General features: G+C 57.0%; 21 protein-coding genes and 1 tRNA gene. 14 read left to right on the forward strand and 8 right to left on the reverse strand.

Annotated elements, in window-relative coordinates:
• Positions 1–17: 17 nt before the first annotated feature.
• Genes A11S_RS01810 through hflK form a run of 3 tightly spaced genes read right to left on the reverse strand, consistent with a single transcriptional unit; the run spans position 18 to position 2,405 of the window.
• Positions 18–221, reverse strand: coding sequence for a DUF2065 domain-containing protein (locus A11S_RS01810; protein ID WP_015466777.1), 204 nt, complete (start codon positions 219–221; stop codon positions 18–20).
• On the reverse strand, positions 222–1,181 hold the full coding sequence (hflC, locus tag A11S_RS01815) for a protease modulator HflC (RefSeq protein ID WP_015466778.1): 960 nt from the start codon (positions 1,179–1,181) through the stop codon (positions 222–224).
• Between the two features lie 12 nt (positions 1,182–1,193).
• On the reverse strand, positions 1,194–2,405 hold the full coding sequence (hflK, locus tag A11S_RS01820; protein ID WP_015466779.1) for an FtsH protease activity modulator HflK: 1,212 nt from the start codon (positions 2,403–2,405) through the stop codon (positions 1,194–1,196).
• 108 nt (positions 2,406–2,513) lie between these two features.
• Here hflK and A11S_RS01825 point away from each other — a divergent pair, with 108 nt between their 5' ends.
• Positions 2,514–3,629 carry an Mrp/NBP35 family ATP-binding protein gene (locus tag A11S_RS01825; RefSeq protein ID WP_015466780.1) on the forward strand — a complete coding sequence of 372 codons (1,116 nt, stop codon included), beginning with the start codon at positions 2,514–2,516 and terminating at the stop codon, positions 3,627–3,629.
• Here the strand turns inward: A11S_RS01825 and A11S_RS01830 are convergent.
• The 3 genes from A11S_RS01830 to A11S_RS01840 all read right to left on the reverse strand — a co-directional run bounded on the left by A11S_RS01830 (position 3,582) and on the right by A11S_RS01840 (position 5,329).
• A complete protein-coding gene (locus A11S_RS01830; RefSeq protein WP_015466781.1) occupies positions 3,582–4,109 on the reverse strand; it encodes a dihydrofolate reductase in 528 nt (175 codons plus the stop codon). The genes A11S_RS01825 and A11S_RS01830 overlap by 48 nt on opposite strands.
• A gap of 6 nt (positions 4,110–4,115) precedes the next feature.
• Positions 4,116–4,910, reverse strand: coding sequence for a thymidylate synthase (locus tag A11S_RS01835; RefSeq protein WP_015466782.1), 795 nt, complete (start codon positions 4,908–4,910; stop codon positions 4,116–4,118).
• 95 nt (positions 4,911–5,005) lie between these two features.
• Positions 5,006–5,329, reverse strand: a complete 324-nt coding sequence (locus A11S_RS01840) for a hypothetical protein (protein WP_015466783.1) — start codon at positions 5,327–5,329, stop codon at positions 5,006–5,008.
• Positions 5,330–6,087: 758 nt separating this feature from the next.
• Here A11S_RS01840 and A11S_RS01845 point away from each other — a divergent pair.
• The 8 genes from A11S_RS01845 (at position 6,088) to A11S_RS01880 (ending at position 15,156) form a co-directional block, all read left to right on the forward strand.
• On the forward strand, positions 6,088–6,630 hold the full coding sequence (locus A11S_RS01845) for a Dps family protein (RefSeq protein ID WP_015466784.1): 543 nt from the start codon (positions 6,088–6,090) through the stop codon (positions 6,628–6,630).
• 176 nt (positions 6,631–6,806) lie between these two features.
• Positions 6,807–8,714, forward strand: a complete 1,908-nt coding sequence (locus A11S_RS01850) for an O-antigen ligase family protein (protein ID WP_015466785.1) — start codon at positions 6,807–6,809, stop codon at positions 8,712–8,714.
• Between the two features lie 153 nt (positions 8,715–8,867).
• Positions 8,868–9,386 (forward strand): SspB family protein, encoded by a 519-nt coding sequence (locus A11S_RS01855; protein ID WP_015466786.1) that lies wholly within the window; start codon positions 8,868–8,870, stop codon positions 9,384–9,386.
• A 12-nt stretch (positions 9,387–9,398) separates the two neighbouring features.
• Positions 9,399–10,364 (forward strand): alpha/beta hydrolase family protein, encoded by a 966-nt coding sequence (locus tag A11S_RS01860; RefSeq protein ID WP_015466787.1) that lies wholly within the window; start codon positions 9,399–9,401, stop codon positions 10,362–10,364.
• Between the two features lie 124 nt (positions 10,365–10,488).
• Entirely contained in the window at positions 10,489–11,673 is a 1,185-nt protein-coding gene (locus A11S_RS01865; RefSeq protein ID WP_015466788.1) for an efflux RND transporter periplasmic adaptor subunit, read from the forward strand.
• Positions 11,670–13,604: a MacB family efflux pump subunit gene (locus tag A11S_RS01870; RefSeq protein WP_041802347.1), complete on the forward strand. Its 1,935-nt coding sequence runs from the start codon at positions 11,670–11,672 to the stop codon at positions 13,602–13,604. Before A11S_RS01865 ends, A11S_RS01870 begins: the two co-directional genes overlap by 4 nt.
• Positions 13,605–13,608: 4 nt before the next feature.
• Positions 13,609–14,982 carry an efflux transporter outer membrane subunit gene (locus A11S_RS01875; RefSeq protein WP_015466790.1) on the forward strand — a complete coding sequence of 458 codons (1,374 nt, stop codon included), beginning with the start codon at positions 13,609–13,611 and terminating at the stop codon, positions 14,980–14,982.
• Between the two features lie 97 nt (positions 14,983–15,079).
• Positions 15,080–15,156: transfer RNA gene (locus A11S_RS01880), tRNA-Arg, on the forward strand.
• A 12-nt stretch (positions 15,157–15,168) separates the two neighbouring features.
• Here the strand turns inward: A11S_RS01880 and A11S_RS01885 are convergent.
• Both A11S_RS01885 and A11S_RS01890 read right to left on the reverse strand, forming a co-directional pair.
• On the reverse strand, positions 15,169–15,555 hold the full coding sequence (locus A11S_RS01885) for a VOC family protein (protein WP_015466791.1): 387 nt from the start codon (positions 15,553–15,555) through the stop codon (positions 15,169–15,171).
• Positions 15,556–15,583: 28 nt separating this feature from the next.
• Positions 15,584–16,960 carry an ABC1 kinase family protein gene (locus A11S_RS01890; RefSeq protein ID WP_015466792.1) on the reverse strand — a complete coding sequence of 459 codons (1,377 nt, stop codon included), beginning with the start codon at positions 16,958–16,960 and terminating at the stop codon, positions 15,584–15,586.
• A gap of 141 nt (positions 16,961–17,101) precedes the next feature.
• Here A11S_RS01890 and A11S_RS01895 point away from each other — a divergent pair, with 141 nt between their 5' ends.
• The 5 genes from A11S_RS01895 to A11S_RS01915 all read left to right on the forward strand — a co-directional run bounded on the left by A11S_RS01895 (position 17,102) and on the right by A11S_RS01915 (position 21,799).
• Positions 17,102–17,734 (forward strand): COQ9 family protein, encoded by a 633-nt coding sequence (locus A11S_RS01895; RefSeq protein ID WP_015466793.1) that lies wholly within the window; start codon positions 17,102–17,104, stop codon positions 17,732–17,734.
• Positions 17,731–18,513: a DotI/IcmL family type IV secretion protein gene (locus A11S_RS01900; protein ID WP_015466794.1), complete on the forward strand. Its 783-nt coding sequence runs from the start codon at positions 17,731–17,733 to the stop codon at positions 18,511–18,513. The genes A11S_RS01895 and A11S_RS01900 overlap by 4 nt, the downstream gene beginning before the upstream one ends.
• Positions 18,514–18,520: 7 nt before the next feature.
• Positions 18,521–19,339, forward strand: a complete 819-nt coding sequence (locus A11S_RS01905; RefSeq protein WP_015466795.1) for an N-formylglutamate amidohydrolase — start codon at positions 18,521–18,523, stop codon at positions 19,337–19,339.
• A gap of 96 nt (positions 19,340–19,435) precedes the next feature.
• A complete protein-coding gene (locus A11S_RS01910) occupies positions 19,436–19,723 on the forward strand; it encodes a DUF2312 domain-containing protein (protein WP_015466796.1) in 288 nt (95 codons plus the stop codon).
• Between the two features lie 84 nt (positions 19,724–19,807).
• Positions 19,808–21,799 carry an O-antigen ligase family protein gene (locus A11S_RS01915; protein WP_015466797.1) on the forward strand — a complete coding sequence of 664 codons (1,992 nt, stop codon included), beginning with the start codon at positions 19,808–19,810 and terminating at the stop codon, positions 21,797–21,799.
• Positions 21,800–21,812: the final 13 nt, after the last annotated feature.

Below are 21,812 nucleotides of genomic sequence, written 5' to 3' on the forward strand. Positions count from 1 at the left end.
GTGAGGGGCAGGGATTGTTACCCCATGAGCGCCTGGATTATCCATATCAGGCATAATCCGCTGGCGGCCATCACGGCCCCGAAGACGCGCAGACGCTGGACGGGCAACATGATGGCCATGGCCATCATGCGCCGGACCATATCGGGGAACAGGGCGTACATCAGCCCCTCGATCACAAAGATCAGGCAAAAGGCGGTCAGGATATAGGCCGCAAAAGCCATTTACGGGGCGTTATTAAAATAACGGAAGAACGCACCATCCGGGGACAGGATCAATTGCGTTGCCGGATCGCCCAGCGTATTGCGGTACGCTTCCAGCGAACGGGTGAACGCGTAGAAATCCTTGTCCTTGTTAAACGCGGAGGCATAGGTCTTGATGGCGGTTTCATCACCTTGACCACGAACGATCTGCGCGTCTTTTTCCGCTTCGGCCAGAATGATGGCGCGTTCTTTATCCGCCTTGGACCGGATTTGCAGGGCCAGTTCCTGACCCGTGGCGCGGGTTTCGGTGGCCTTTTCTTTCCGTTCGGTGATCATACGGCTGACGGTCGATGTGCGCAGCGTGTCGGTCAGATCGGCCTTGGCGATGCGGAAATCGACGATTTCAACGCCGCGATCGGCCATGGCGGTGTTCACACGGTCGCGAATTTCATTCATGACGGCCGCACGGCGCGGGGACAACAGGGTACGCAGTGTGGTTTGGCCCAAAACGTCACGGGTTGCACCCTCCATCACGGCACGAATGCGCTGTTCGGCAACATCTTCGGTCACCATACGCTGCAGGAACAGCAGTGGGTCAACGATGCGGTAGCGGGCGAAGGATTCAACATTGATCGGTTCACCGCTGACTTCCGTGGTCAGTTTTTCCAACGCTTCTTTCTGCTCTTCCGAAATCTCCAGATCTTCATCCTTCACGCGCAGCGGGCTGGATTTGTCGGATGACAAGTTCATGCGCTGGGTTTGCGGATCAACGCTCAGGATACGGTTGTCGAAATATCGCACGTTCTGGATCATCGGCAGTTTGAAATGCAGACCCGCTTCGGAAATGACGCGTTTGGGTTCACCAAACTGCAGAACGATGGCGTGTTCGGTTTCGCGCACCGTGAACACGGACAGGGCCGCGCCCATAACGACGACAGCCAAAGCAATCAAAACACCGGCGTGTGAGGGTTTCATGGTCATTTTATCCTGTGATTACGGTGTGACGGTCGTTTTTGCGGGCGCGGCGTCCGGCGTGGCGTTGCCAGCGGCGGGCGCAATCCGGTTCAGGGGCAGATACGGCACAACGCCGTCCGATCCATCCTTGTCCATGATGATTTTTTGCGCGTTCTTCAAAACGGATTCCATCGCCTCGATATACATGCGTTCACGCGTGACATCCTTGCCCTCCAGATAGGCGCGATAAACGGAATTAAACCGTTCGGCGTCACCCTCGGCGCGGGCGATGGTGGATTGGCGGTAACCTTCCGCTTCCTGCAACATGCGTTGCGCTTCACCGCGGGCCTTTGGAATGATGTCGTTGCGATAGATGTTGGCCTCGTTCTGGAAGCGCTCGGCGTCCTGAATGGCGGCGACAACGTCTTCAAACGCGTCCAGGACGTCCGGGTGAACCGTGGCTTCCTGAATAACGACCTGTTTGATGGAAATGCCGGATTGATAGGTGTTCAGCGTATCCTGCATGATTTTCTGGGCGCGGGTGGCGACCTCGTTACGGTTGCCGGTGATGATCGGTTGCAGGTTGGTTTGGCCAACCACTTCGCGCATCGCGCTTTCGGCAACTTTCTTCAACGTCGCGTCCGGGTCCTTGATCTTGAACAGGTAGTTCTCGGCGTTTTCAATGTTCCACAGAACAACCAGATCCAGATCGACAATATTCGCATCGGCGGTCAGCATCAGGCTTTCCTCCGGAATATCGCGTTTGCCTGTGCCTTCGCGGCCCATCGCATCGACGAAACCGATTTGCACGCGGCGATCAACGGTCACGTTCAAAACCGTGCCCTCTTCAATCGGATAGGGCAGGCGATAACCCAGGCCCGGTTCCGTTTGCGTGCGGTTCCATGCGCCAAAGCGGGTAATCACCGCGTTTTCACCGGGGGTGACGTAATAGAAGCCGCTGCTCAGCCACAAGGCGGCACCGGCCAGCAGGCCCAGAACGATGAATTTTGTCGGGCCAAAGCCGCCGGGCAAGGCCTGGCGCAGATTGGCCTGCGCTTTTTTCAGCAGTTCTTCCAGGTCGGGCGGGATTTCGCCACCGCCGCCACCGGGACCGCGTCCTGAGCCACCGCCAGAACCGCCACCCCAAGGGTTGCGTGGTCCGCCGCCGTTGCCACCACCGGATCCGCCGCCGCGGTTACCCCACGGATTTTTATTGGGATTATTGTTGTTCGGATCGTTCGGGCCGGGCATGGGCTGGTCCTTTTTTCTGAAAAATCTTGATGCGCTTTAAAAAGCCCTCTAACAATAGCTTTTTTCCGCGGGAAAGCAACCGCAACAGGTACTGAATACGGGTTTGCCATGATTCAGAAGAATATTCCGGAAAACGAAATCTTGAACGCACTGCGCACCGTGATCGACCCGGCGAAGGGTCTGGATCTGGTCGGGGCCAATCGCATTTCCGGGTTACAGGTGCGCGGCGGCGATGTGCTGTTCCTGATCCTGATCGACCCGGCGCAGGCGGGTGCGATGGAAGCGGTGCGGATGCAGGCGGAAAAAGCCGTCGCCGCGATTGCCGGGGTGAAGAAGGTTACGGCGGTGTTGACCGCTGAACGCGATGGCCCTGCGCCGTCGATGAAAAAAGGCCCGGCCCCGTTGCGTGAAAAATTGCCGATCAAGCACATTGTTGCCGTGGCGTCGGGCAAAGGCGGCGTGGGAAAATCCACCGTGGCCGTCAATCTGGCCGTTGCATTGGCGATGGATGGATTGAAGGTCGGGTTGATGGATGCCGATATTTACGGCCCCAGCGTGCCGATGATGCTGGGCCTGCAAAACGCGCCGCGCCCGGTGGTTGACCAGGATACGAAAAAATTGATCCCGCATGTCGCGCATGGTGTGAAGGCCATGTCGATGGGGATGTTGGTCGACGCGTCATCGCCGATGATCTGGCGCGGCCCCATGATCCAATCCGCCATCCGTCAGTTTTTGGAAGATGTCGATTGGGCGGGCAATGATGGCGAACTGGATGTTCTGGTCGTCGATATGCCGCCGGGCACGGGGGATGCGCAATTAACACTGGCGCAGAAAGTGCCACTCTCCGGCGCCGTGATTGTTTCAACGCCACAGGATATCGCCCTGATCGACGCGCGCAAAGGCATTGCAATGTTTGAGAAGGTCGGCGTGAAGGTTCTAGGGCTGGTCGAAAACATGTCCTATTTCTGCTGCCCGTCCTGTAACACCCGCACCGATATTTTCGGGCATGGTGGTGCGCGGGATGAAGCGGAAAAAATGAACGTGCCGTTGCTGGCGGAAATTCCGTTGCAGGCCGAAATTCGTATGCTGTCGGATGCGGGAACGCCGGTTGTGTCCGCCCGCCCAGATATGGCCGAGGCGCAAAGTTACCGTGCGCTGGCGCGCGCCGTTATGGGGTCAGTTGCGCTCCAGCGTCAGGATGACGCAAGACGGGTTGCCGGGTAATTCCGTGCGCGCCGTTTCCGTCCATTCATCCATGTTGATGGCGGGGAAAAACGCATCGCCCTCGGGCTCCAGATCAACAATCGTCAGATACAGGCGTTGAATCCGCGGCATGGCGGCTTCGTATATCTGGCCGCCGCCAATCACGAACACTTCATCCACATTGCGGCGGTACGCGTCATTGATGGCATCGTTAATCGCGGCATCAATGGTAAAGGCCATCATCGGTGGGTTCTTGCCATCGCGGTGCGCGGCGGGAAAACGGTAATCGCGGTTGGATGTGATGACGATATTGGTGCGGCCCGGCAACGGGCGGCCCAGACTTTCATACGTCATGCGCCCCATCACAACGGGCTTGCCCGAGGTGACGGATTTAAAATGGTGCATGTCGCCGGGAATATGCCACGGCAACGCATTGTCGCGCCCGATCACGCGGTTTTTGGCCATGGCCGCGATGGCGCAGATAACGGGTTCGTTGCTCATATAATTTTAAACCGCAATGGGGGCTTTGATGGATGGGTGGGCTTGATACCCGACCAGTTCGAAATCTTCGAATTTGAAATCGAAGATGTTCGTGACGTGCGGGTTCATGTGCATTTCCGGCAACGGGAACGCGTCGCGCGACAATTGCAATTTCGCCTGTTCAATATGGTTCGAATACAAATGCGCATCGCCCAGCGTATGAATAAATTCACCCGGTTTCAATCCGCACACTTGCGCGATCATCATGGTCAACAGGGCATAGGATGCAATGTTAAACGGCACGCCCAGGAAGATATCCGCGCTGCGCTGATACAGTTGGCAGGACAGTTTTCCATCCGCGACATAAAACTGGAACAGGCAATGGCACGGCGGCAACGCCATCTTGCCAATTTCCGCCACGTTCCATGCGGACACGATCAGGCGGCGGGAATCCGGGTTGGTTTTGATCTGGTGGATCAGGTTTGAAATCTGGTCGATATGGTGGCCGTCCGGTGTGGGCCAGCTGCGCCACTGGTGGCCATAGACGGGGCCCAGTTCACCGTTTTCATCGGCCCATTCGTCCCAGATGGAAACGCCATTATCCTTCAGGTACTTGATATTGGTGTCCCCCTGCAGGAACCAGAGCAGTTCATGGATGATCGATTTCAAATGCAGTTTTTTCGTCGTGACCACCGGGAATCCCTCTGCCAGATCGAACCGCATTTGATGGCCGAATACGCTGAGCGTTCCGGTTCCGGTGCGGTCTTCCTTTTTCGCGCCTGTTTCCAAAACGCGGGTCATCAGATCGTGATATTGCTGCATGATTAAATCCTCGTCCCTTCAACATGGGGGATGGGGGGCAAAACGGCAAGGTTTTGCCCCGTTTTCGGCCATGAAAGTTGGGGACGGTCCCGCGCCTAATACTTCAGGATGGCCGGGGGCATCATGTTCATATGCAGATTCGATGGTTCCGGCAGTTCATCAATGGTCCAGGCCAGATTCCAGTCTTTGTTCTGCTGCGTATAGGGCTCGGCGATTTTGGACAGCAAGACGCGCTGGCCTTGCTGAATATCCATGTTGGCGGGCAGGTCCAGCTGAACGGTCTCGCCTGCTTTCATATAAATATAGACTGTATCAATATCCATAAAATGCGGCGCGGATTCGTTGGCAACACAGTTAAACTGAACCCGCAGCAGGCCGGTTTTGGTTGGGTGGGGGGCTACGGTTTGGGCGATAATCATGGAGCGGCTCCGTTTGAATAGGGTGTGGCCGGGTTATAAGCGGCCTATAATGCAAATGCAAATCATTCTTATTTAATCGATTTTGGATGTTTCTGGGAAATGATTGAAAAATCGCTGATTTGCCTTATACTTATAAGTGCCGGGTTCGCCCGGCTATGAGGCTAAACGCCGTTCGAAATAAGCGACGTGGACCCGGGGGCAGTGCCCGGCAGCTCCACCAGAATTCGTAGTTAACGAGCGGAGCGAGTGTTACGAGAATTCTGTCCCCCGAAGCCTTGGCGAAGGGGGGCGGAACTGAGCAAAAAGATACAGCCACCCTTCGCCAAGGCTTCGGGTGGCGCTCAGAATTCTCAAGCTCGCTTCGCTCACAAGCGAATTCTGGCGGGGCTGAAACAGGATCGACACGCGTGGTAAAGGGATGGTTTGTCTTCGGCATTGTACCGCCGTTATCGGGCTATTTTATATTTGCAAACGACAACTTCGTCGTAGCGAATGACAACAGCCGCGAGGCTGCTGTCGCTATCGCTGCCTAATTTATTAGGCAGTTGTAGTTAGTAGCTGCAAATCAATCCCTGTCGTCTAGACAACGGCAGGTGGGGCCTGGGCCGAGCCTCGCAACAGAATCGGCCCATTTCTTCTTCTTCTTTTCGGGATCGGTCAAACAACGTTCGTCTGTATGGGCGGGCAATATCTATGCGCCGTGGCCATGTGTCTATTGGCCATACATGGCGCGCGACGGTCTTTTGTAAAAGGAGGCTATGATGACAGCACGAAAATTATCCGGCACCAAGATTAACGATTTGCGCGCGCGCCGGCGTGCGCCACTGCGGACACCGACGGTCCTGAAGCCCGAAGCGGTTGCCGAAATTGCGGGGGCGATGAACGGGCTGTTGGCGGATGTTTACACGCTCTATTTCAAAACGAAAAATTTCCACTGGCATATCAGTGGGCCGCATTTCCGGGAATATCACCTGCTTCTGGATGAGCAGGCGACCGAGCTTCTGGATATGGCGGATATTGTCGCGGAACGCGTGCGCAAGCTGGGGGCCGGAACCTTAAAATCCCTCAGCCAGCTGATCCAGCAGCAACGCTTGCTTGAAAACGAAGCTGACTTCGTTGATCCCACTGACATGCTGGCCGAATTGCGTGATGACAATCTGGCCTTCATCAAATCCATGCGCGAGATCCATGAGTTGGCTGTGGCGAAAGGGGATATGGCCACGGCCAGTCTGATCGAAGTCTGGGTTGATGAAGCGGAACGGCGCGTCTGGTTCCTGTTTGAAACAGGGCGTGCCGCCTAATGAAGGGCCCAATCCAGATTTAACGCCCCGCTTTGTTCAAGGCGGGGCGTTGATTTGGGGGATTTTTTTAGGTCTGCCAATGGGTTATAAATAAGCCCATGACACAGATATCCAAAAAAACATGTTCTCCGTCTTTTCTCATCTCAATCGCGGCCTGTTTATGGGGGATTGCGCTGGTGGCGTCACTGGCACTGGGCGGTGACGATATTTTGATGCGCATGGGGGCTGTAACCGCGGCGGTTTTATCGGCGGGTCTGGTCTTGTATGCGGCGCGTCCGGTGTCGTGGCCATCGGGGGTGATTTTACCGGCGCTGGCGTTCAGTGCGGTTTGGGTCGTGGCCAGCGTGCTGTGGTCCGATGCGCGGGCGATCACCATTATGATGGTTCCAACCTTTCTGGTCTTCCCGGTGCTGGCCATTTCTGTGGCGGCATTGCGGGGGGATGATTTGATCCGGTTTATCCGTGTGTCTGCCGTGTGTGGGTTTGCGGTGATTGCGGCGCTGTGCGTGTGGGCGTTGGTTCAATATTACGCGTTGCCGCACATGCTGGTCGCGGGACAGGTGCGTGAACCGTTTGCAAATCCGAATGGATATGCGTCCTTTTTAAACTGCGCCATTTTTTCCGCACTGGCCGTGGCGTGTGTTACGGTGGGGCGTGTGCGTTTGCTGGCCTGGGTCCTGATCGCGCTGATCCTGATAGCGCAGGCGACGATCAGCAGCCGTGGTGGGCTGTTCGTTCTGGTCGGGGGCATGGTTGTCTTGATCATGCTGGAACCGCGCATGATGCGGGCCAACATCAAGCCGTTGCTGGCCTGTATGGGTGCGGGTGTTCTGGGCTTGATTGCGACGCTTGTCTTTTCGCATAACGGACAGGCCACATTGTTCAGCCGTATGGGGAATATTGCCGACCATCCGGATAATTTCATTCTGGGCCGCACCGCGATCTGGGATGCGGCGGTGGGGATTGTTGCGCGCTACCCAATTTTGGGGACGGGTTATGGCACGTTCTTCCTGCACTACCCCTATGTGCGAACCCCGGTGGATGAATGGTCCGGCGGGTTTATGGCGCATAATGATTACCTGCAAATCCTGATCGAAACGGGGCCGGTGGGCGTGATTGCCATGGCCGTTATTCTGGTCGCTGCCGTGATGGCGATGGTGCGGGCGCGCAAAGCCGAAATCAATGGTCCGCAGCGTGTCGTGGCGTCGGTTTTATTCTGTGGTATCGGTGCGGTTGTCGCGCACGCCATTTTCGACTTTCCGTTTTATACGTTGCCAATCATGCTGGTGTTGCCGCTGATGATGGCGGTGTGGCTGGTGTGTGCATCATCACCGGATGCGCCGCGCCGTTCCGTTTTGTGCGGGCATCGCTATGCCGATCTGGCGTTGATCGTGGCGCTGGTCGCCGGGATGGGTGTGTGGGCGCAGACGATGCTGGGCGAACGGGCTCTGGTCACGGCGGAGCGCCTGTTCCAACGCGATGATGTGAATGGGTTTGCCGCCAAGGTAAACGAAGGGCACAGCATCGGCATGGGGATGAATGACCGGTCCTATGCCATGGCGGCGCGCATTCCGATGGGCATTATTGTGGGCAAGGGATCGCGTATCAATGATGCGGAAAAACAGGCCTTGGTCGCGCAGGCGGATAATCTGCTGACCGCGGCACAACGCCATAACCCGCTCCGCCCGGCTTATTACATGCAACAGGCGGAGCTGGCCGTGATGGCCGGGTCATACTGGCCATCATGGATGCCGGATGCGGAGGGTCTGTTGCGGCATGCGCTGATCCTTGACCCGCGTTATTTGCCCGCGCGCCAGCGTCTGGCCACCTATCTGGCCCAGAACAAACGCGGAGACGAAGCGTACGCGGTTTTGAGGGCGGGGTTGGACCGCGTTTATCTGGACCGGGTGGGCGAGGCGATTGAATATTATGATGATGTTCTGGCCATGGCCGACAAGCGCGGGGACGGAGATGACCCCCTGATCCAGCGTGCCCGGGCAGAGCAAAGGCGGGCCCAGGCTATTCAAAACCGGGCTATTCTTAAGGCGCAGGCCCGGCAGGCCGCCCGAAAAGCGGCGGAATAACTTGTCCACAGCATAGTATGCGGGTTCCGGGGCGGGCGCTGGTCAGCCGAATCCTGATATGTCACAAAGGGGAGAAGGGGCGATTCGCCCCGCTTTGCCCTATGGGGTAAGGTTCGTTCCAGATTTTTCCGCCGACAGGCTTAGAGATTCAGTATGAAAGACGACGATATCCTGCGATATGACAGAATGGTCGAAGGTGCCCTGCGCGGCGTCGTGCGCCAGGCCATCCAAGAGGTTGTTGGTGAGGTGGCCGAAGATGGCCGTCTGCCCGGTGATCACCATTTCTATATCACCTTCATGACCGATTATCCGGGTGTGAAGATTCCGGATTATCTGCGTGAACGCTATCCGGGTGAAATGACCATCGTTCTGCAATACCAGTTCTATGATCTGGGTATTATCGAAGACAAAAATGGCGGCCGCATTTCTGTGACGCTGTCGTTCAACAATGTTCCGGAACGTCTGGAAATCCCGTTGGCGGCGATCAGCATCTTTGCCGACCCGTCGGTGAACTTTGCCCTGCAATTCCAACCGCTGGGCGATGATGATGGCCCAGACATGGACCCGGGTGAAGATTTCGATGACGATGACGCGTCCACGCGTGGCGGCAATGGCGGTGAAAAAACCGGCGAAGTTGTCTCGCTGGATAAATTCCGCAAGAAAGACACGTAAGGTTCCATCTCTATGGCTCTTGACCTCTCCTTGCTCTGGGACGATTCCATCGACCCGGCGATTGAGCCGCGCCGTATCCTGATTACGCGTGGTGACTTTATCGACCCGGCGCGCGAAGATCGCAAAGTACCATGGAAAATTTATTATCCCGTTGATGATGCGGGCGAACCTTTGCCCGTGGTGATCTGGTCCCATGGTCTGGGGGGCAGCCGTGATGGCGCCGGTTTTATCAGCCGTTTCGTATCGTCGCATGGGTATGTCGTTGTGCACGTCCAGCACAAGGGAACGGATTCGTCGCTGTGGGAGGGGCAACCCGGCCACCCATGGGATGCCATTCGCCGCGCGACCATCAGCCGCGAAACCGTTCTGAACCGTTTTCGTGATGTTCCGTTTGTGTTGGATCAGCTCGTGCTCTGGGCCAAGGATAATCCCGAGATTGGCGCACGCATGGATTTTTCGCGCATCGGTATGTCGGGCCATTCGTTTGGGGCCAGCACGACGCAGATGATGGCGGGGCAAAAATTGGGCCCCGATGCGGATCATTTATACAGCATGGCCGAACCACGCTTTACCGCCGGCATTTTATACAGCCCGGTCCCCAGCCCGGTACAGACCGATCATCGGGCGGAGATTTACAAAGATATCTCCATTCCCCTGTTGATGATGACGGGGACGGCCGATGAAAGCCCGATCGAGGGATTTGGGTATGATCGTCGTATGGAGGTTTTTGAACTCTCCGGCGGACCGGATCAGAATTTGTTGATGCTCAACGGCGGCGACCACATGGTTTATAATGGCAGCCGCGGCCAGTTGGGTGATAACCCGTTGCGCGAACCCCATGAAACCATCATCAAGGTGGCCAGTCTGGCGTGGTGGGATGCATATCTAAAAGGGGACCGCACCGCGCATGATTGGGTGGTTGGCGGCGGGCTGGCGCGCTGGATGGATGATCTGGGGACGCTGACCCACAGGGCTTGAACATATCCGCCCGCTCTTCCCTTGGATTTTGCCACGAAATCGGCGGATTCTGCCATGATTTCACCCCATATTTCCGCTATCCTTTTCTGACTGAAAAAACGATTCGGCGTTATGGAAGGTTTTTGTGAGCGTAAACGGCCCCAAAAGACGACGATTTAAATTTGTTCTGATCACGCTGCTGGTTCTGGTGGCTGTCGGGGCTGGGGCATGGTTCGCATGGAAAGCCCCTGCCAGCAAAAATCCCGCCGCCACCATGATGACGGTGAAGGTGCAAACCACCACGGTTGATGATGTTGTCACCGCGCAAGGCAAATTGGAGCCGCGCGATTACGTTGATGTCGGCGCGCAGGTGTCCGGCCAGTTGGAAAAAATCCATTTCGAATTGGGCGATGTTGTAAAGGCGGGCGATCTGCTGGCCGAAATTGATCCTGAAGTGTACGAAACGCGTGTCGAGGCGGATCAGGCCCGCCTGAAAACACTCGCGGCCCAGCGTCTGGAACAGGAAGCCAGCGTTTTACAGGCGCAACAAAAATTTGACCGCAATAAAAAACTGGTGAAGGCCAAAGCTGTCAGCCAGGAAAATTTTCAGGACGCTGAAACGGCCCTGACCATCGCACAGGCGCAATTGGCGGCATTGGATGCACAAATTGCCGAAGCCCAATCCACGTTGGAGGGGGACCAGGCCAATCTGGGTTACACCAAAATTTATGCCCCGATGGATGGTACTGTCGTCGTGCAAAGCGTGCAGGAAGGCCAAACCCTGAACGCCAGCCAGCAGGCCCCGACTTTGGTGCAACTGGCCAATCTGGACACCATGACGGTGCGGGCACAGGTGGCCGAGGCGGATATTATGCGCCTGAAGGCGGACATGCCGGTTTCTTTTACCACGCTGGGGTCACAGGGACGGACATGGACCGGCACCGTGCGCCAGATTTTGCCAAGCCCCGAAACCATCAATGATGTCGTTCTGTACAACGTGCTGGTCGATGTTGATAACAAGGATCGCCAGTTGATGACGGGGATGAGCACGCAAATGTTCTTCGAAATCAACAAGGCCGAAAACGTTCTGGCCTTGCCCGTATCGGCCTTGGGCAAGCGGGTCCAGGATCAGGATGGTGATGGTACGCTGGCCTATTCCGTGCGCGTGGTGCAGGGGCGCAAGATTGAAGACCGCGTTGTACAGATCGGATTGATGAACCGTACGATGGCCGAGGTGAAATCAGGCTTGTCCGCCGGGGATGAGGTGGCGTTGCCGTTGGCCGTCACATCGTCATCGTCCGGTGGGTTCCGTGGCGGGCCGCGCCTATGAGCGAGCCACTGTTGCAGCTTTCGGGCCTGAGCCGCGTGTATGAAAGCGGCGACAGCATCGTCCGGGCGCTGGATCATATCGACCTGACCATTCATGCCGGGGAATTCGTTGCCATTATGGGGCAATCGGGCTCCGGCAAATCCACCCTGATGAATATTCTTGGCTGCCTCGACCGTCCGACGGGTGGCACATACCATGTGCTGGGGCGTGATGCGTCGGTTCTGGATGCGGATGAACTGGCGGCGTTGCGCCGCGATACGTTCGGGTTTGTGTTCCAGCGCTATAATCTCCTCGCCACGGCCAGCGCGGCGGAAAATGTCGAAATTCCTGCCATTTATGCGGGGTTGAGTGTGGCGGATCGCCGCACGCGGGCGCAGGACTTGCTGACGCGGCTGGGGCTGGGGGACCGGGCGGATCACCGTCCGTCGCAACTCTCCGGCGGACAGCAACAGCGTGTGGCGATTGCTCGCGCCTTGATGAACAATCCCCCCGTTATTCTGGCCGACGAACCCACGGGAGCGCTGGATTCCAAAAGTGGGGCCGAGGTGATGGACCTCCTCAAATCCCTGCATGCCGAAGGGCGCACGGTGATTTTAATTACCCACGATGAAAAAGTGGCGGCCCATGCCAAGCGCATTATTCGCATCAGTGATGGAAAAATCACAGATGACAGCGGTGATGGCAAAGACGGCGCCGCCGCGATTGCGCCGCATGTGGATCGCAACGCGCATGCCAGTGTGATGGCCGACATCATGGAATCGACTAAGACCGCCTTGCGCTCTTTGCGCGTCAATCTGTTCCGGACGGCGTTGACCCTGCTGGGCATTATCATCGGTGTGGCGGCGGTTGTTACCATGCTGGCCGTGGGGCAGGGCAGCAAGCAAAAGGTGCTGGACCAGATCGGGGCGATGGGCACCAATCTGCTGAACATCCGCCCCGGCGCGCCGGGCGTGCGCAGCAGTGGTGATAATGCATCTTTGACCGTGGATGATGCCATGGCGTTGGTGGGGTTACCCAATATTGATGTGGTCGTGCCGGAACGATCCGGTCGGGCGACGTTGCGTTTCGGCAATATTGATTATTCCACGACGGTACAGGGTGTGGGGGACGGGTTCCCGCTGGCGCGGGATTGGCCGGTGGCGAATGGCGCGTTTTTTATGGATCGTGATGTGTCCACCTATGCGCCTGTTATCGTGCTGGGGAAAACCGTGGCCGATATTTTGTTTCCCGGTGGTGATGACCCGGTCGGGCGTTATGTGCTGGTCGGCAATATCCCGTTCCAGGTGATTGGCGTCATGGGGGCCAAGGGCGCGGCCCCGTGGGGCGGGGATCAGGATGATGCGGTGTTCGTGCCCTATACGACCGGCATGATCCGCCTGTTCGGACAAAATTTCCTCAACAGCATCACGATTCGTGTTGGTGATATTGGTTTGATGGAACAGACCGAGGCCGCCATCGGGCAAGTTCTGATGCAACGGCATGGCACCGAAGATTACCGCATTCGCAATACGGCCTCGATTTTGGCGGCGGCGACGGAAACGCAAAATACGCTGACCGTGCTGCTGGGCACTGTGGCGGCGATTTCGTTGCTGGTCGGTGGTATCGGTGTCATGAACATCATGCTGGTCAGCGTGACCGAACGCACCCGTGAAATCGGCATCCGCATGGCCACGGGGGCGCGCCGCCGCGATATCATGTTGCAATTCAACACCGAAGCCGCCGTGGTGTGCGGCGTGGGTGGTGTGTTGGGATTGCTGGGTGGGTTTCTGGCCGGGTGGATTGCGTCCCTGTTTCAGGTCACGGTGATTTTCACGGTGGCCCCGGCGGCGCTGGCGTTTACCTGTGCGTTTGTGACGGGTGTGTTGTTCGGCTATCTTCCGGCGCGCAAGGCCGCATGGCTGGACCCTGTCGTGGCCCTCAGTTCGGAGTGAGAGGATGAAACGTTTTTTATTGGTCTCTGTTGCCGCTCTGGCCCTGTCGTCCTGTTCGCTGACGCCCGATTATACGCGCCCCGATGTGGGCACGCCCGCGGCCTGGCATATTGATGCCAAAACCGGTGTGAATGTAACGGCGGATTGGTGGGGAAATTTTAATTCAACCGAACTGAACGCGCTGATTATTCGGGCGCTGGAAAACAACAACGATTTGCGTGCGGGCATTCACCGCATTGAACAGGCTCGCGCCAGCCTGAAAATCGCCGGGGCGGATATGTACCCGTCGATGGATGGATCGGGCAATGTGTCATGGTCCCGCAACAACCCGACCAGCGGGAAAACCACGTCCGAAAATTCTGGCCGCGCCGGGGTTGGTGTGGCGTATGAGGTGGATTTGTTCGGCGCCAATCAGGCGGCGGTCGATGCCGCAACCGCGAATGTCGAGGGGGCTGTGGCCGACCGGCAGGCGCTGGCCCTGACCGTGATGGGGGATGTGGCAACCACCTATTTCACCATCCTGAATTTGAACGAACGGATTGATATTGCCGAAAGCAATTTGAAAATTTCCCGCGAAGTCCTGCGCATCGTGCAGGCGCGTGAGGATGCCGGGTCTGTGTCCGGGTTGGAAGTGGCGCAACAAAAAACGATCGTCGCCAACACCGAAGCCGGATTGGCCAGCATCCGCGAACAGCGCGTGAATGCGTATAACGCACTGGCCGTTTTGTTGGGACAGCCACCGCAAACAGTGGCGGTGCAGGCAAAGGATCTGTCGGGTGTAACCTTGCCCGCTATCGCGGCGGGGCAACCCTCGGACTTGTTGATCCGTCGTCCGGATATTTACAGCGCCGAAATGGAGTTGATCGCGGCCAATGCCAATATCGGCGCGGCCCGCGCGGCGTTTTATCCGTCACTCAATCTGGGGCTGGATTGGAGCGTGGCGGCCAGCCCGCTGGGCGATCCAACGGCCACCGCCTTGTCGCTGGCCTCCGCCCTGACCGCGCCGATCTTTCAGGGGAGGCGTTTGGAAGGTGGATTGGAACAGGCGACGGCCCGGCAAATGGAGCTGGCCGAAACCTATCGCAAAACCGTTCTGGTCGCGTTCCAGGAGGTGGAGGACGCGCTGGCCGCAATCCGTGCGTCCGGTGAACGGCAAACGGCACTGGATATCGCGGCGACGGAATCACGCCGCGCGTGGGAATTGTCGGTGAAGCAATATGATGCCGGGCTGATTGACTTTCAGACCCTGCTGGATGCGCAACGCTCGATGCTGTCGGCGGATGATACGGCGCGTTCGGCGCGGCTGGCGACCTATACGGCGGCCATTACCCTGTTCCGGGCCTTGGGCGGCGGATGGGAATCCGGGGCAATGCGCTGATTTTTCAGGGTGTTTTTAGTGGAATCCAGGGCTTTTCAAGATTTTGAATTGCCTTGGGTGGGCTTTTTTGTTACTCCTGTGCCGTCTTTTCGAAGAAGCGCTCGTAGCTCAGCTGGATAGAGTATTGGTTTCCGAAACCAAGGGTCGCAGGTTCAAGTCCTGCCGGGCGCGCCATTTTTCCCATTTTTATTCAATCGGACTGCAAATTTCCACCAGAACACCGTTCAGGTCGCGAACGTATGACACTGTTTGTCCCCATGGTTTCTGATCGGGCTTAGTGATTTCGGTAGCCCCAGAGGCAACAGCGTGCGCATGTGCCGTGACCACATCCTCTGTAACCAATGCGATCTCGATGCCCGCTGCTTTGTTTGATGGACGATTGAGAGTCGCTTCAATGCCATTGATTGTGTGCATGTCTTCTGATGCGAAGGCTAGGGCTGTCGCGCCTGTTTCAAGCTCGCCGTATTGGTTACTGTCATGCAAGAAGCGCAATTTCAAGCCAAAAGCAGATTCATAAAACGAAATGGCTTTTTGAACATCGGGGACATAAATGATGGTATATCCAAATTTCATGAAAGGCCCCATTCTTATTGATGCGCTATTATGATGAGTGGTTCAACCCGGCCTTTTTCAATGCGGCCTTTTGGCGTTTTTCCAATGCGGCCACATCGAAATCGGCGATCATTTCGTTGAACAGGCGGTGCCAGTTTACTTCTGCTTTCAAATGCAGGAAGACGGAGCCGAGGCCGAGGGCGGCGCGATCCATAAACACGAATTCACGCGGGACGGTGACGCCGCCGAGAGAGCGCAGGCGTTCATGGACCTCAGTCGCGGTTTCGCGGCCATAGATGCCGTTGGTGACCTCGCCAATCGGGCGGACGCGATCTTCCATCACCGGGCCGTACAGGAATTTGGCCCAGATATTCAGCGTCTCAATATGATCTTTGGACAGATTGTTGAAACCCCATGTTTCATAGGCATGCACGGCGCGGGCCGTGTCATCGGTCATCAATGCGTGATACAGGTCGATAACGCCGCCGATGAATTTAGGCGGGAAGACGCGGACGCACCCAAAATCCATCAGATTGATAGACAGGTCATCGCGCACCGTGTAATTGCCCAAATGCGGATCGCCATGGATCACGCCGTAATAATACAGTGGCACATACCAGGCCCGGAACATGTTCAGGGCGATTTGATTGCGTGTATCGGCGTGCGCGTCGACGTAATCCAGAATCTTTTCACCGTCCAGCCATGTGGCGGTGAGCAGGCGGTCCGTCGATAAATCGTCAATGACGCGCGGGACATGAACGGCCTTCTCATCATTCAGCATATTGCTGTAGAGTTTGCAGTGGCGGGCCTCCAGCGCGTAATCCATTTCTTCGAACAACCGGGCGGACAGTTCGTCATGGATGTATTTCGTTGAAATCGCCTTGTCGTATTTTTCGTACAGCGAGAAAATCAGTTTCAGCTGGTTCAAATCCGCCTGAATCACCGATTGCATGTCGGGGTATTGCAGTTTGCAGGCCACGCGTGTGCCGTCATGTAAAACGGCGCGGTGGACCTGCCCCAGCGAAGCTGCGGCGGCGGCGTCATGTTCGAAGGATTTAAAGCGGCTTTCCCAATCCGCGCCCAGTTCCGTTTTCATCCGGCGGCGCACGAACGGCCAGCCCATGGGGGGCGCGTTGGATTGCAACTGGCGCAGGGCGTTGGCATATTCGGGGGGCAGGGCTTCGGGAATGGTGGCCAGAATTTGCCCGACCTTCATCAACGGGCCCTTCAGCCCACCCAGAGCCAGCAACAATTCTTCGGCGTGTTTTTCGCGCTCGATCTTGAGGCCGAGATAACGCTCGCCCGCAACTTTGGCGGCCAGTCCGGCCACGGCGCCGGAGACTTTGGCGTATCGTGCGGCGCGGCTCGCGATCTTGCTGCCGCCGTCATTGGATTTTTTCGATTTGTTTTTCGGATCCTGTGCCATGGGTGCAATGTGGCGGGACTGGCAAAAAAGTCCAGCCCTATTTCCGGTTTATATCCATAATTTCACTGATTTATGGCTTGAAAAGCGCGCGGGGGCACGCCACTCTAACTCTCTGAAATATATAAATGGACCGCTTTTCCCATGACCCGCCAGATTGATACGCACCGCGACCATATTCTGCTCACCGGACTGCCCGATGTGGTGTTTGACGGCTGGGCGGTGTCCACGTTTGAAACGGCGCTGAAAAACGCGGGCGAAGACCCGGCGTTGGTGCGGGCCGTGTTCCCGGGTGGCGTGGCGGATATCGTGGCCCATTTTTCCGATTGGGCCGATGCGTCGATGATTGATGCGCTGGCGGACATCGCGCCGGAGGATCTGCGCGTGCGTGACCGCATCCGCGCGGCCCTGCTGGCCCGGTTTAACGGTCTGGCCCCGTGGAAGGAACAGGTGCGCATGGCGTCGACCTGGTGGGCGGTGCCGGGACGGCAGACGATGGCGGCGAAATGTGTCTGGCGCACGGCGGACTGCATCTGGGATTGGGCCGGGGATATTGCAACCGATTATAACCGCTATACCAAACGGGCCTTGTTGTGCGGTGTTCTGACATCGGCAACGGTGGCATGGCTGAATCATTCCGGCGATGATGACGCGGCGCTGGAAGAGTTTATTGATCGTCGCATTGATCGTATTATGACGCTGGGCAAAATGATGGGCCGCATCATGCCCGGGAAAAAAGACAATAATAAAAGATCCGGGAAGGGACATTCGGCATGAATAAGAAATCCATGCATATCGCTGTATTATCCGCTGCCATGGCTGGAATGCTGATGGGTATGCCGTTGACGTATGCCAGCAACACCCTGCCACCGGGGGCGCAGCCCGTTGCGGAGAAGGCAGGATTTTTTGAATCCATAGGCGCGAAAATCAAAGCGATGTTCCCGCAATATTTTCAGGATCGTGACACCAGCGCCGCTCCTGCTGAAACACTGCGTGCGCCGTTTGCCGACCCCAGCTTGCCGCCTGTGGCACCGACACCGCTGATGCAATTTGGCATCGGTGTCAGCGAGCTGGACAAAACGGTCGGGAAAAATCTGGATGTTCCGCATCGGAATCAGGACGAGCTGGCCAAATGGCTGGACCGGGCCGTGGCCGAAACCATGTCGTTCAGCCCGGCATCCTATCCGGACCATATCAAGCATCTGGCGACGGGCTTTACGCCCGAAGGGTTGGCGCAGTTTCAGGCGTGGGTCCAAAATGCCAATTTGATTCAGGCCATGGAAACCGGCCATCTGCAGATGAATGGCTTTGTGCAGGAAGCGCCGTTTCTGTTGAACGAAGGTGTGGTGAATGGGCGGTATCGCTGGTTGTTTGAAATCCCGGTGATGATCAGCTTTTTCGACAAGGACGTAAAGTTCATGAAAAGCTCAACCCAGATCAAGGAAACACGCCGCTTGCTGGTGCGCCTGCAAATCGGCCGTGTGGCCATCGGCGGCCTTGAAAATGGTGTTTTAATCGAAACATGGGAAGTCTACGCCAATACGCGTAAAAACTGATCAGACGATGCGTTCATTATTACAGGCGGGCGATCCGCCGCCCTTTGAAATTCTCAATCCTGATGGGCGCAGCGACTGCATCCTGATCTGCGAACATGCTGGAAACGTCGTGCCTGCGGCCTTGGGGCGCATGGGGCTGGATGATGATGATTTTGGTCGTCATTACGCCGTTGATATTGGCGCGCGCGGTGTGACGGACCATCTGTCCCGCCTGCTGGATGCGCCTGCGATTGTGGCGAATTATTCCCGTCTTGTGGTGGATATCAACCGCACGCTCGACCACGAAACAACATTCCCGACCACGGGCGAGGGTAAACCCATTCCCGGCAATGTGGGTTTGAGCGACGCGGACAAGGCACAACGGATCGACGAAATTTATAAACCCTTCGATCAAGCGGTGCGCGATGTCATCGAATCCGTTCTGGATCATGGCGGGCGCCCGATGTTGTTGGCGGTGCACAGCTATACCCCCGTTTTTTTCGGCACGCCGCGGCCATGGGAATGCGCCGTGTTATGGCGGGAGGATTGGCCCATGTCCCGGGCCATGATCGGCCATTTGCGGGCCCTTGGCTTGAATGTCGGGGATAACGAACCCTATGACAGCCGGAAACAATGTTTTGGCACGCTGGACCGCCATGCCGGGGGGCATGGTGACGGGGTGGATGGGCAGTTTTTGTGGCCCCATGCCCTGGTCGAAATTCGTAACAACCTGATCCAGAACGATAAAGACCAGCAATCCTGGGCCGAAATTCTGGCCGGGGTGGTGCATAAAATTATGGCGGATGAATCGAATCGCGGCCTTCCGCCCGACACCCCCTTGGGCTAAGATCGCCCTCGTTAACCACCATCTGTGACCGCAGACGACCCGTTTTATGCAAACGGGCTCTGGTCCATGTATTTGTCTTTGTAACGGGATTTGAAAATGGCAGAAGCACAATTGAAAAGCGTTGGGTCCGATGATGGCACGCGCGAAGTGGACGGCGTAACGGGCAAGCGCCTGAAGGCGTTTATCGAGCGTCTGGAGCGTCTGGAAGAAGAGAAAACCGCGCTGGCCGAAGATATCAAGGACGTATACGCAGAATCCAAAGCCGTTGGCTTTGACACCAAAACCATTCGCAAAATTATCCGTATGCGCAAAGTGGCGTTGGATAAACGCCGCGAAGAGGAAATGCTGCTGGAAACATACAAAGCCGCGCTCGGTATGGAATAATTGCCGTCTTTGCATTCAGTGTAAAAAGCGACACAATAAAGGCCGGGGTTCTTCCCCGGCTTTTTCTTTTTCGACGGGTTTTTCATGATGCATATTTTGCCCCGCCTTCTCATCCCCGCTTTGTTTGGCATCATCGTCGTGCTGGCGATGTTTTTCCGTGGGATTGAACAGGCCTTGTTCGCGCCGGTTTTGGGCGGGGCATGGCTGTGCGCGGCTCTGGCGTTCTGGCCCGTGTGGAATAATGTGCGCCGGGATGCCCGGTGGGATTTGCCGTGGGCACCGCTGAGCCTTGCCCTTTTGCTGTTCTTTGGCTGGATCGGGCTGGCCTTGTTCCGGGCCGATGTGATGTTTGTCAGCGGGGCCTTCACCGCCATGCTGCTGCTGGTTCCGGCGTTGTTTTTCACACTCACATTGCGCCACGATCATGATGATAAAATCTTACCTGCGCTGGTGCGCGTATTCGCGGGGCTGGGCGCGGCGTTGTCCGTGTGGACGATTTTTCAGGCCGCGGTGCTGCCCGATCTGGCGGGCGGGCGCATTCATCACCCCTTCCTGAACGCCAATGACCTGGGTGCGTTTATCGCGATGGGTGTGCCCTTTGCCTTGGCCATGCTCCTGCGCGGGACGGGGCGGGTGATGGTGGCGGGCGGTACGATGGTGGCGCTGGGCTTGGTGGCCATTGCCATGACGGAGAGCCGGGGCGGGTTTCTGGCCGCGGGGGCGGTGATTGTGGTGATGGCGCTCTGGTGCGCGCCGCAAACACGCCAGCGGATCGGGGCGTTTATTCTGACATTGGTGGTGGCGTGGGCGATCTGGTTTGCCTTATGCGCCTATCTGAATGATGCAACCACGATTGCGACGCGTTTTGGCGGCATTCTGGGGGATTCCAAGGCCAGCATTAATGAACGTTATCTGATCTGGACCACGGCGTTGTCGATGGCGGCGCACCATCCGTGGACGGGGATGGGGGGATTGGCATCGTTTTATTTATCGTATGCCGCCCTGCGTCCATTCGGGGACACCAGTGATGGATATTTCGTCCATCTGGACCCGTTGCAATTCGCTGTTGAAACGGGCATTCCAGCGTTGATCTTCTTCTATCTGTTGCTGGGTGTGATTGCGGTGCGTACGGTTATGGCGGCGTCGGCCACGCGTGATATGGGGCAACGCATGGCGGTGTTGGCACCGGCGGCGTCTTTGCTGGTGCTGGTGCTGAACGCGCATCTCAGTTTTCAACTTTATATGCCCGTGTTTTTAATTCCGGCCGGGGTTCTTCTGGCCGTGTGGTATGCGGCGACGGAACAATCTCTGGGGCGTGATCGTTTTACCTTGTCATTCAAAATGCCCTTTATGCGCCGTGCGATCTTCGTCGGTGTCATGGCTGGGCTGGTTTTGACCGCCATGTGGTGTGTCCGGGCCGGGGTGGGAATCTATTACACTGACCGGGGACATGCGATGTTGGGGCGCAACGATTTCCGGGCGGCGGAACGTTTTTTGACCATCGCGCATGGTTGGGCTCCGGACTCTTATGGGCGTGTGCATTACATTGATGCGGTGGCGGCACGGTTGCGGTTGAATAAAGATGTATTGGACGGACAGGACCCGCGCGCCGTCTATGACCGGGCCGTGGCCGGGTATGACCGGGCCATCGCCCTCAACCCCTATAATGCGTATTACCGGAACGAAAAGGCGTTGCTCACCTACGCCGCATCCGGTGTGTTAGAACCGGACGGTGTAGCCATGGCGGAGGAAATTTTGCGTGAGGCCCTGGCGCTGGATCCGTTGAATTTTGAAGTGCGTGTCGGCCTGGCACAGGTCTATGCCACATCCGGGCGGGTGGATCAGGCTGTTGCGGTGCTGGAGGATGTGATGCGCTGGCACGTGGCGGAACTTTACGCCCCACCGCAATATCTGGGCATGCTGGCGCAGATGAACCAGCGGGCGGGGCGGACCGATCGTGCCGCGTATTATGCCGACAAGATTGCCGAACGCACAGAACAGCGCAATGCACAGGTGCGGGGCCGGACGGGTGTGGATCAATGGCTGAAAAAATTACGGGACCGATTGGCCCCGTAATTTTGGATACGTA

The sequence above is a fragment of the Micavibrio aeruginosavorus EPB genome (assembly GCF_000348745.1).
In the GTDB taxonomy this organism is placed as follows: domain Bacteria; phylum Pseudomonadota; class Alphaproteobacteria; order Micavibrionales; family Micavibrionaceae; genus Micavibrio; species Micavibrio aeruginosavorus_A.

Bases quoted from the DNA above. Each gene is read 5' to 3' on its own strand.
- A11S_RS01895 (WP_015466793.1), top strand. From the start codon at position 17,102: ATGACCCGCCAGATTGATACGCACCGCGACCATATTCTGCTCACCGGA.
- A11S_RS01835 (WP_015466782.1), bottom strand. From the start codon at position 4,910: ATGCAGCAATATCACGATCTGATGACCCGCGTTTTGGAAACAGGCGCG.
- A11S_RS01810 (WP_015466777.1), bottom strand. From the start codon at position 221: ATGGCTTTTGCGGCCTATATCCTGACCGCCTTTTGCCTGATCTTTGTG.
- A11S_RS01840 (WP_015466783.1), bottom strand. From the start codon at position 5,329: ATGATTATCGCCCAAACCGTAGCCCCCCACCCAACCAAAACCGGCCTG.
- A11S_RS01915 (WP_015466797.1), top strand. From the start codon at position 19,808: ATGATGCATATTTTGCCCCGCCTTCTCATCCCCGCTTTGTTTGGCATC.
- A11S_RS01875 (WP_015466790.1), top strand. From the start codon at position 13,609: ATGAAACGTTTTTTATTGGTCTCTGTTGCCGCTCTGGCCCTGTCGTCC.
- A11S_RS01830 (WP_015466781.1), bottom strand. From the start codon at position 4,109: ATGAGCAACGAACCCGTTATCTGCGCCATCGCGGCCATGGCCAAAAAC.
- A11S_RS01885 (WP_015466791.1), bottom strand. From the start codon at position 15,555: ATGAAATTTGGATATACCATCATTTATGTCCCCGATGTTCAAAAAGCC.
- A11S_RS01855 (WP_015466786.1), top strand. From the start codon at position 8,868: ATGAAAGACGACGATATCCTGCGATATGACAGAATGGTCGAAGGTGCC.
- A11S_RS01910 (WP_015466796.1), top strand. From the start codon at position 19,436: ATGGCAGAAGCACAATTGAAAAGCGTTGGGTCCGATGATGGCACGCGC.
- A11S_RS01860 (WP_015466787.1), top strand. From the start codon at position 9,399: ATGGCTCTTGACCTCTCCTTGCTCTGGGACGATTCCATCGACCCGGCG.
- A11S_RS01905 (WP_015466795.1), top strand. From the start codon at position 18,521: ATGCGTTCATTATTACAGGCGGGCGATCCGCCGCCCTTTGAAATTCTC.
- A11S_RS01845 (WP_015466784.1), top strand. From the start codon at position 6,088: ATGATGACAGCACGAAAATTATCCGGCACCAAGATTAACGATTTGCGC.
- A11S_RS01900 (WP_015466794.1), top strand. From the start codon at position 17,731: ATGAATAAGAAATCCATGCATATCGCTGTATTATCCGCTGCCATGGCT.
- A11S_RS01825 (WP_015466780.1), top strand. From the start codon at position 2,514: ATGATTCAGAAGAATATTCCGGAAAACGAAATCTTGAACGCACTGCGC.
- hflK (WP_015466779.1), bottom strand. From the start codon at position 2,405: ATGCCCGGCCCGAACGATCCGAACAACAATAATCCCAATAAAAATCCG.
- A11S_RS01890 (WP_015466792.1), bottom strand. From the start codon at position 16,960: ATGGCACAGGATCCGAAAAACAAATCGAAAAAATCCAATGACGGCGGC.
- hflC (WP_015466778.1), bottom strand. From the start codon at position 1,181: ATGACCATGAAACCCTCACACGCCGGTGTTTTGATTGCTTTGGCTGTC.
- A11S_RS01870 (WP_041802347.1), top strand. From the start codon at position 11,670: ATGAGCGAGCCACTGTTGCAGCTTTCGGGCCTGAGCCGCGTGTATGAA.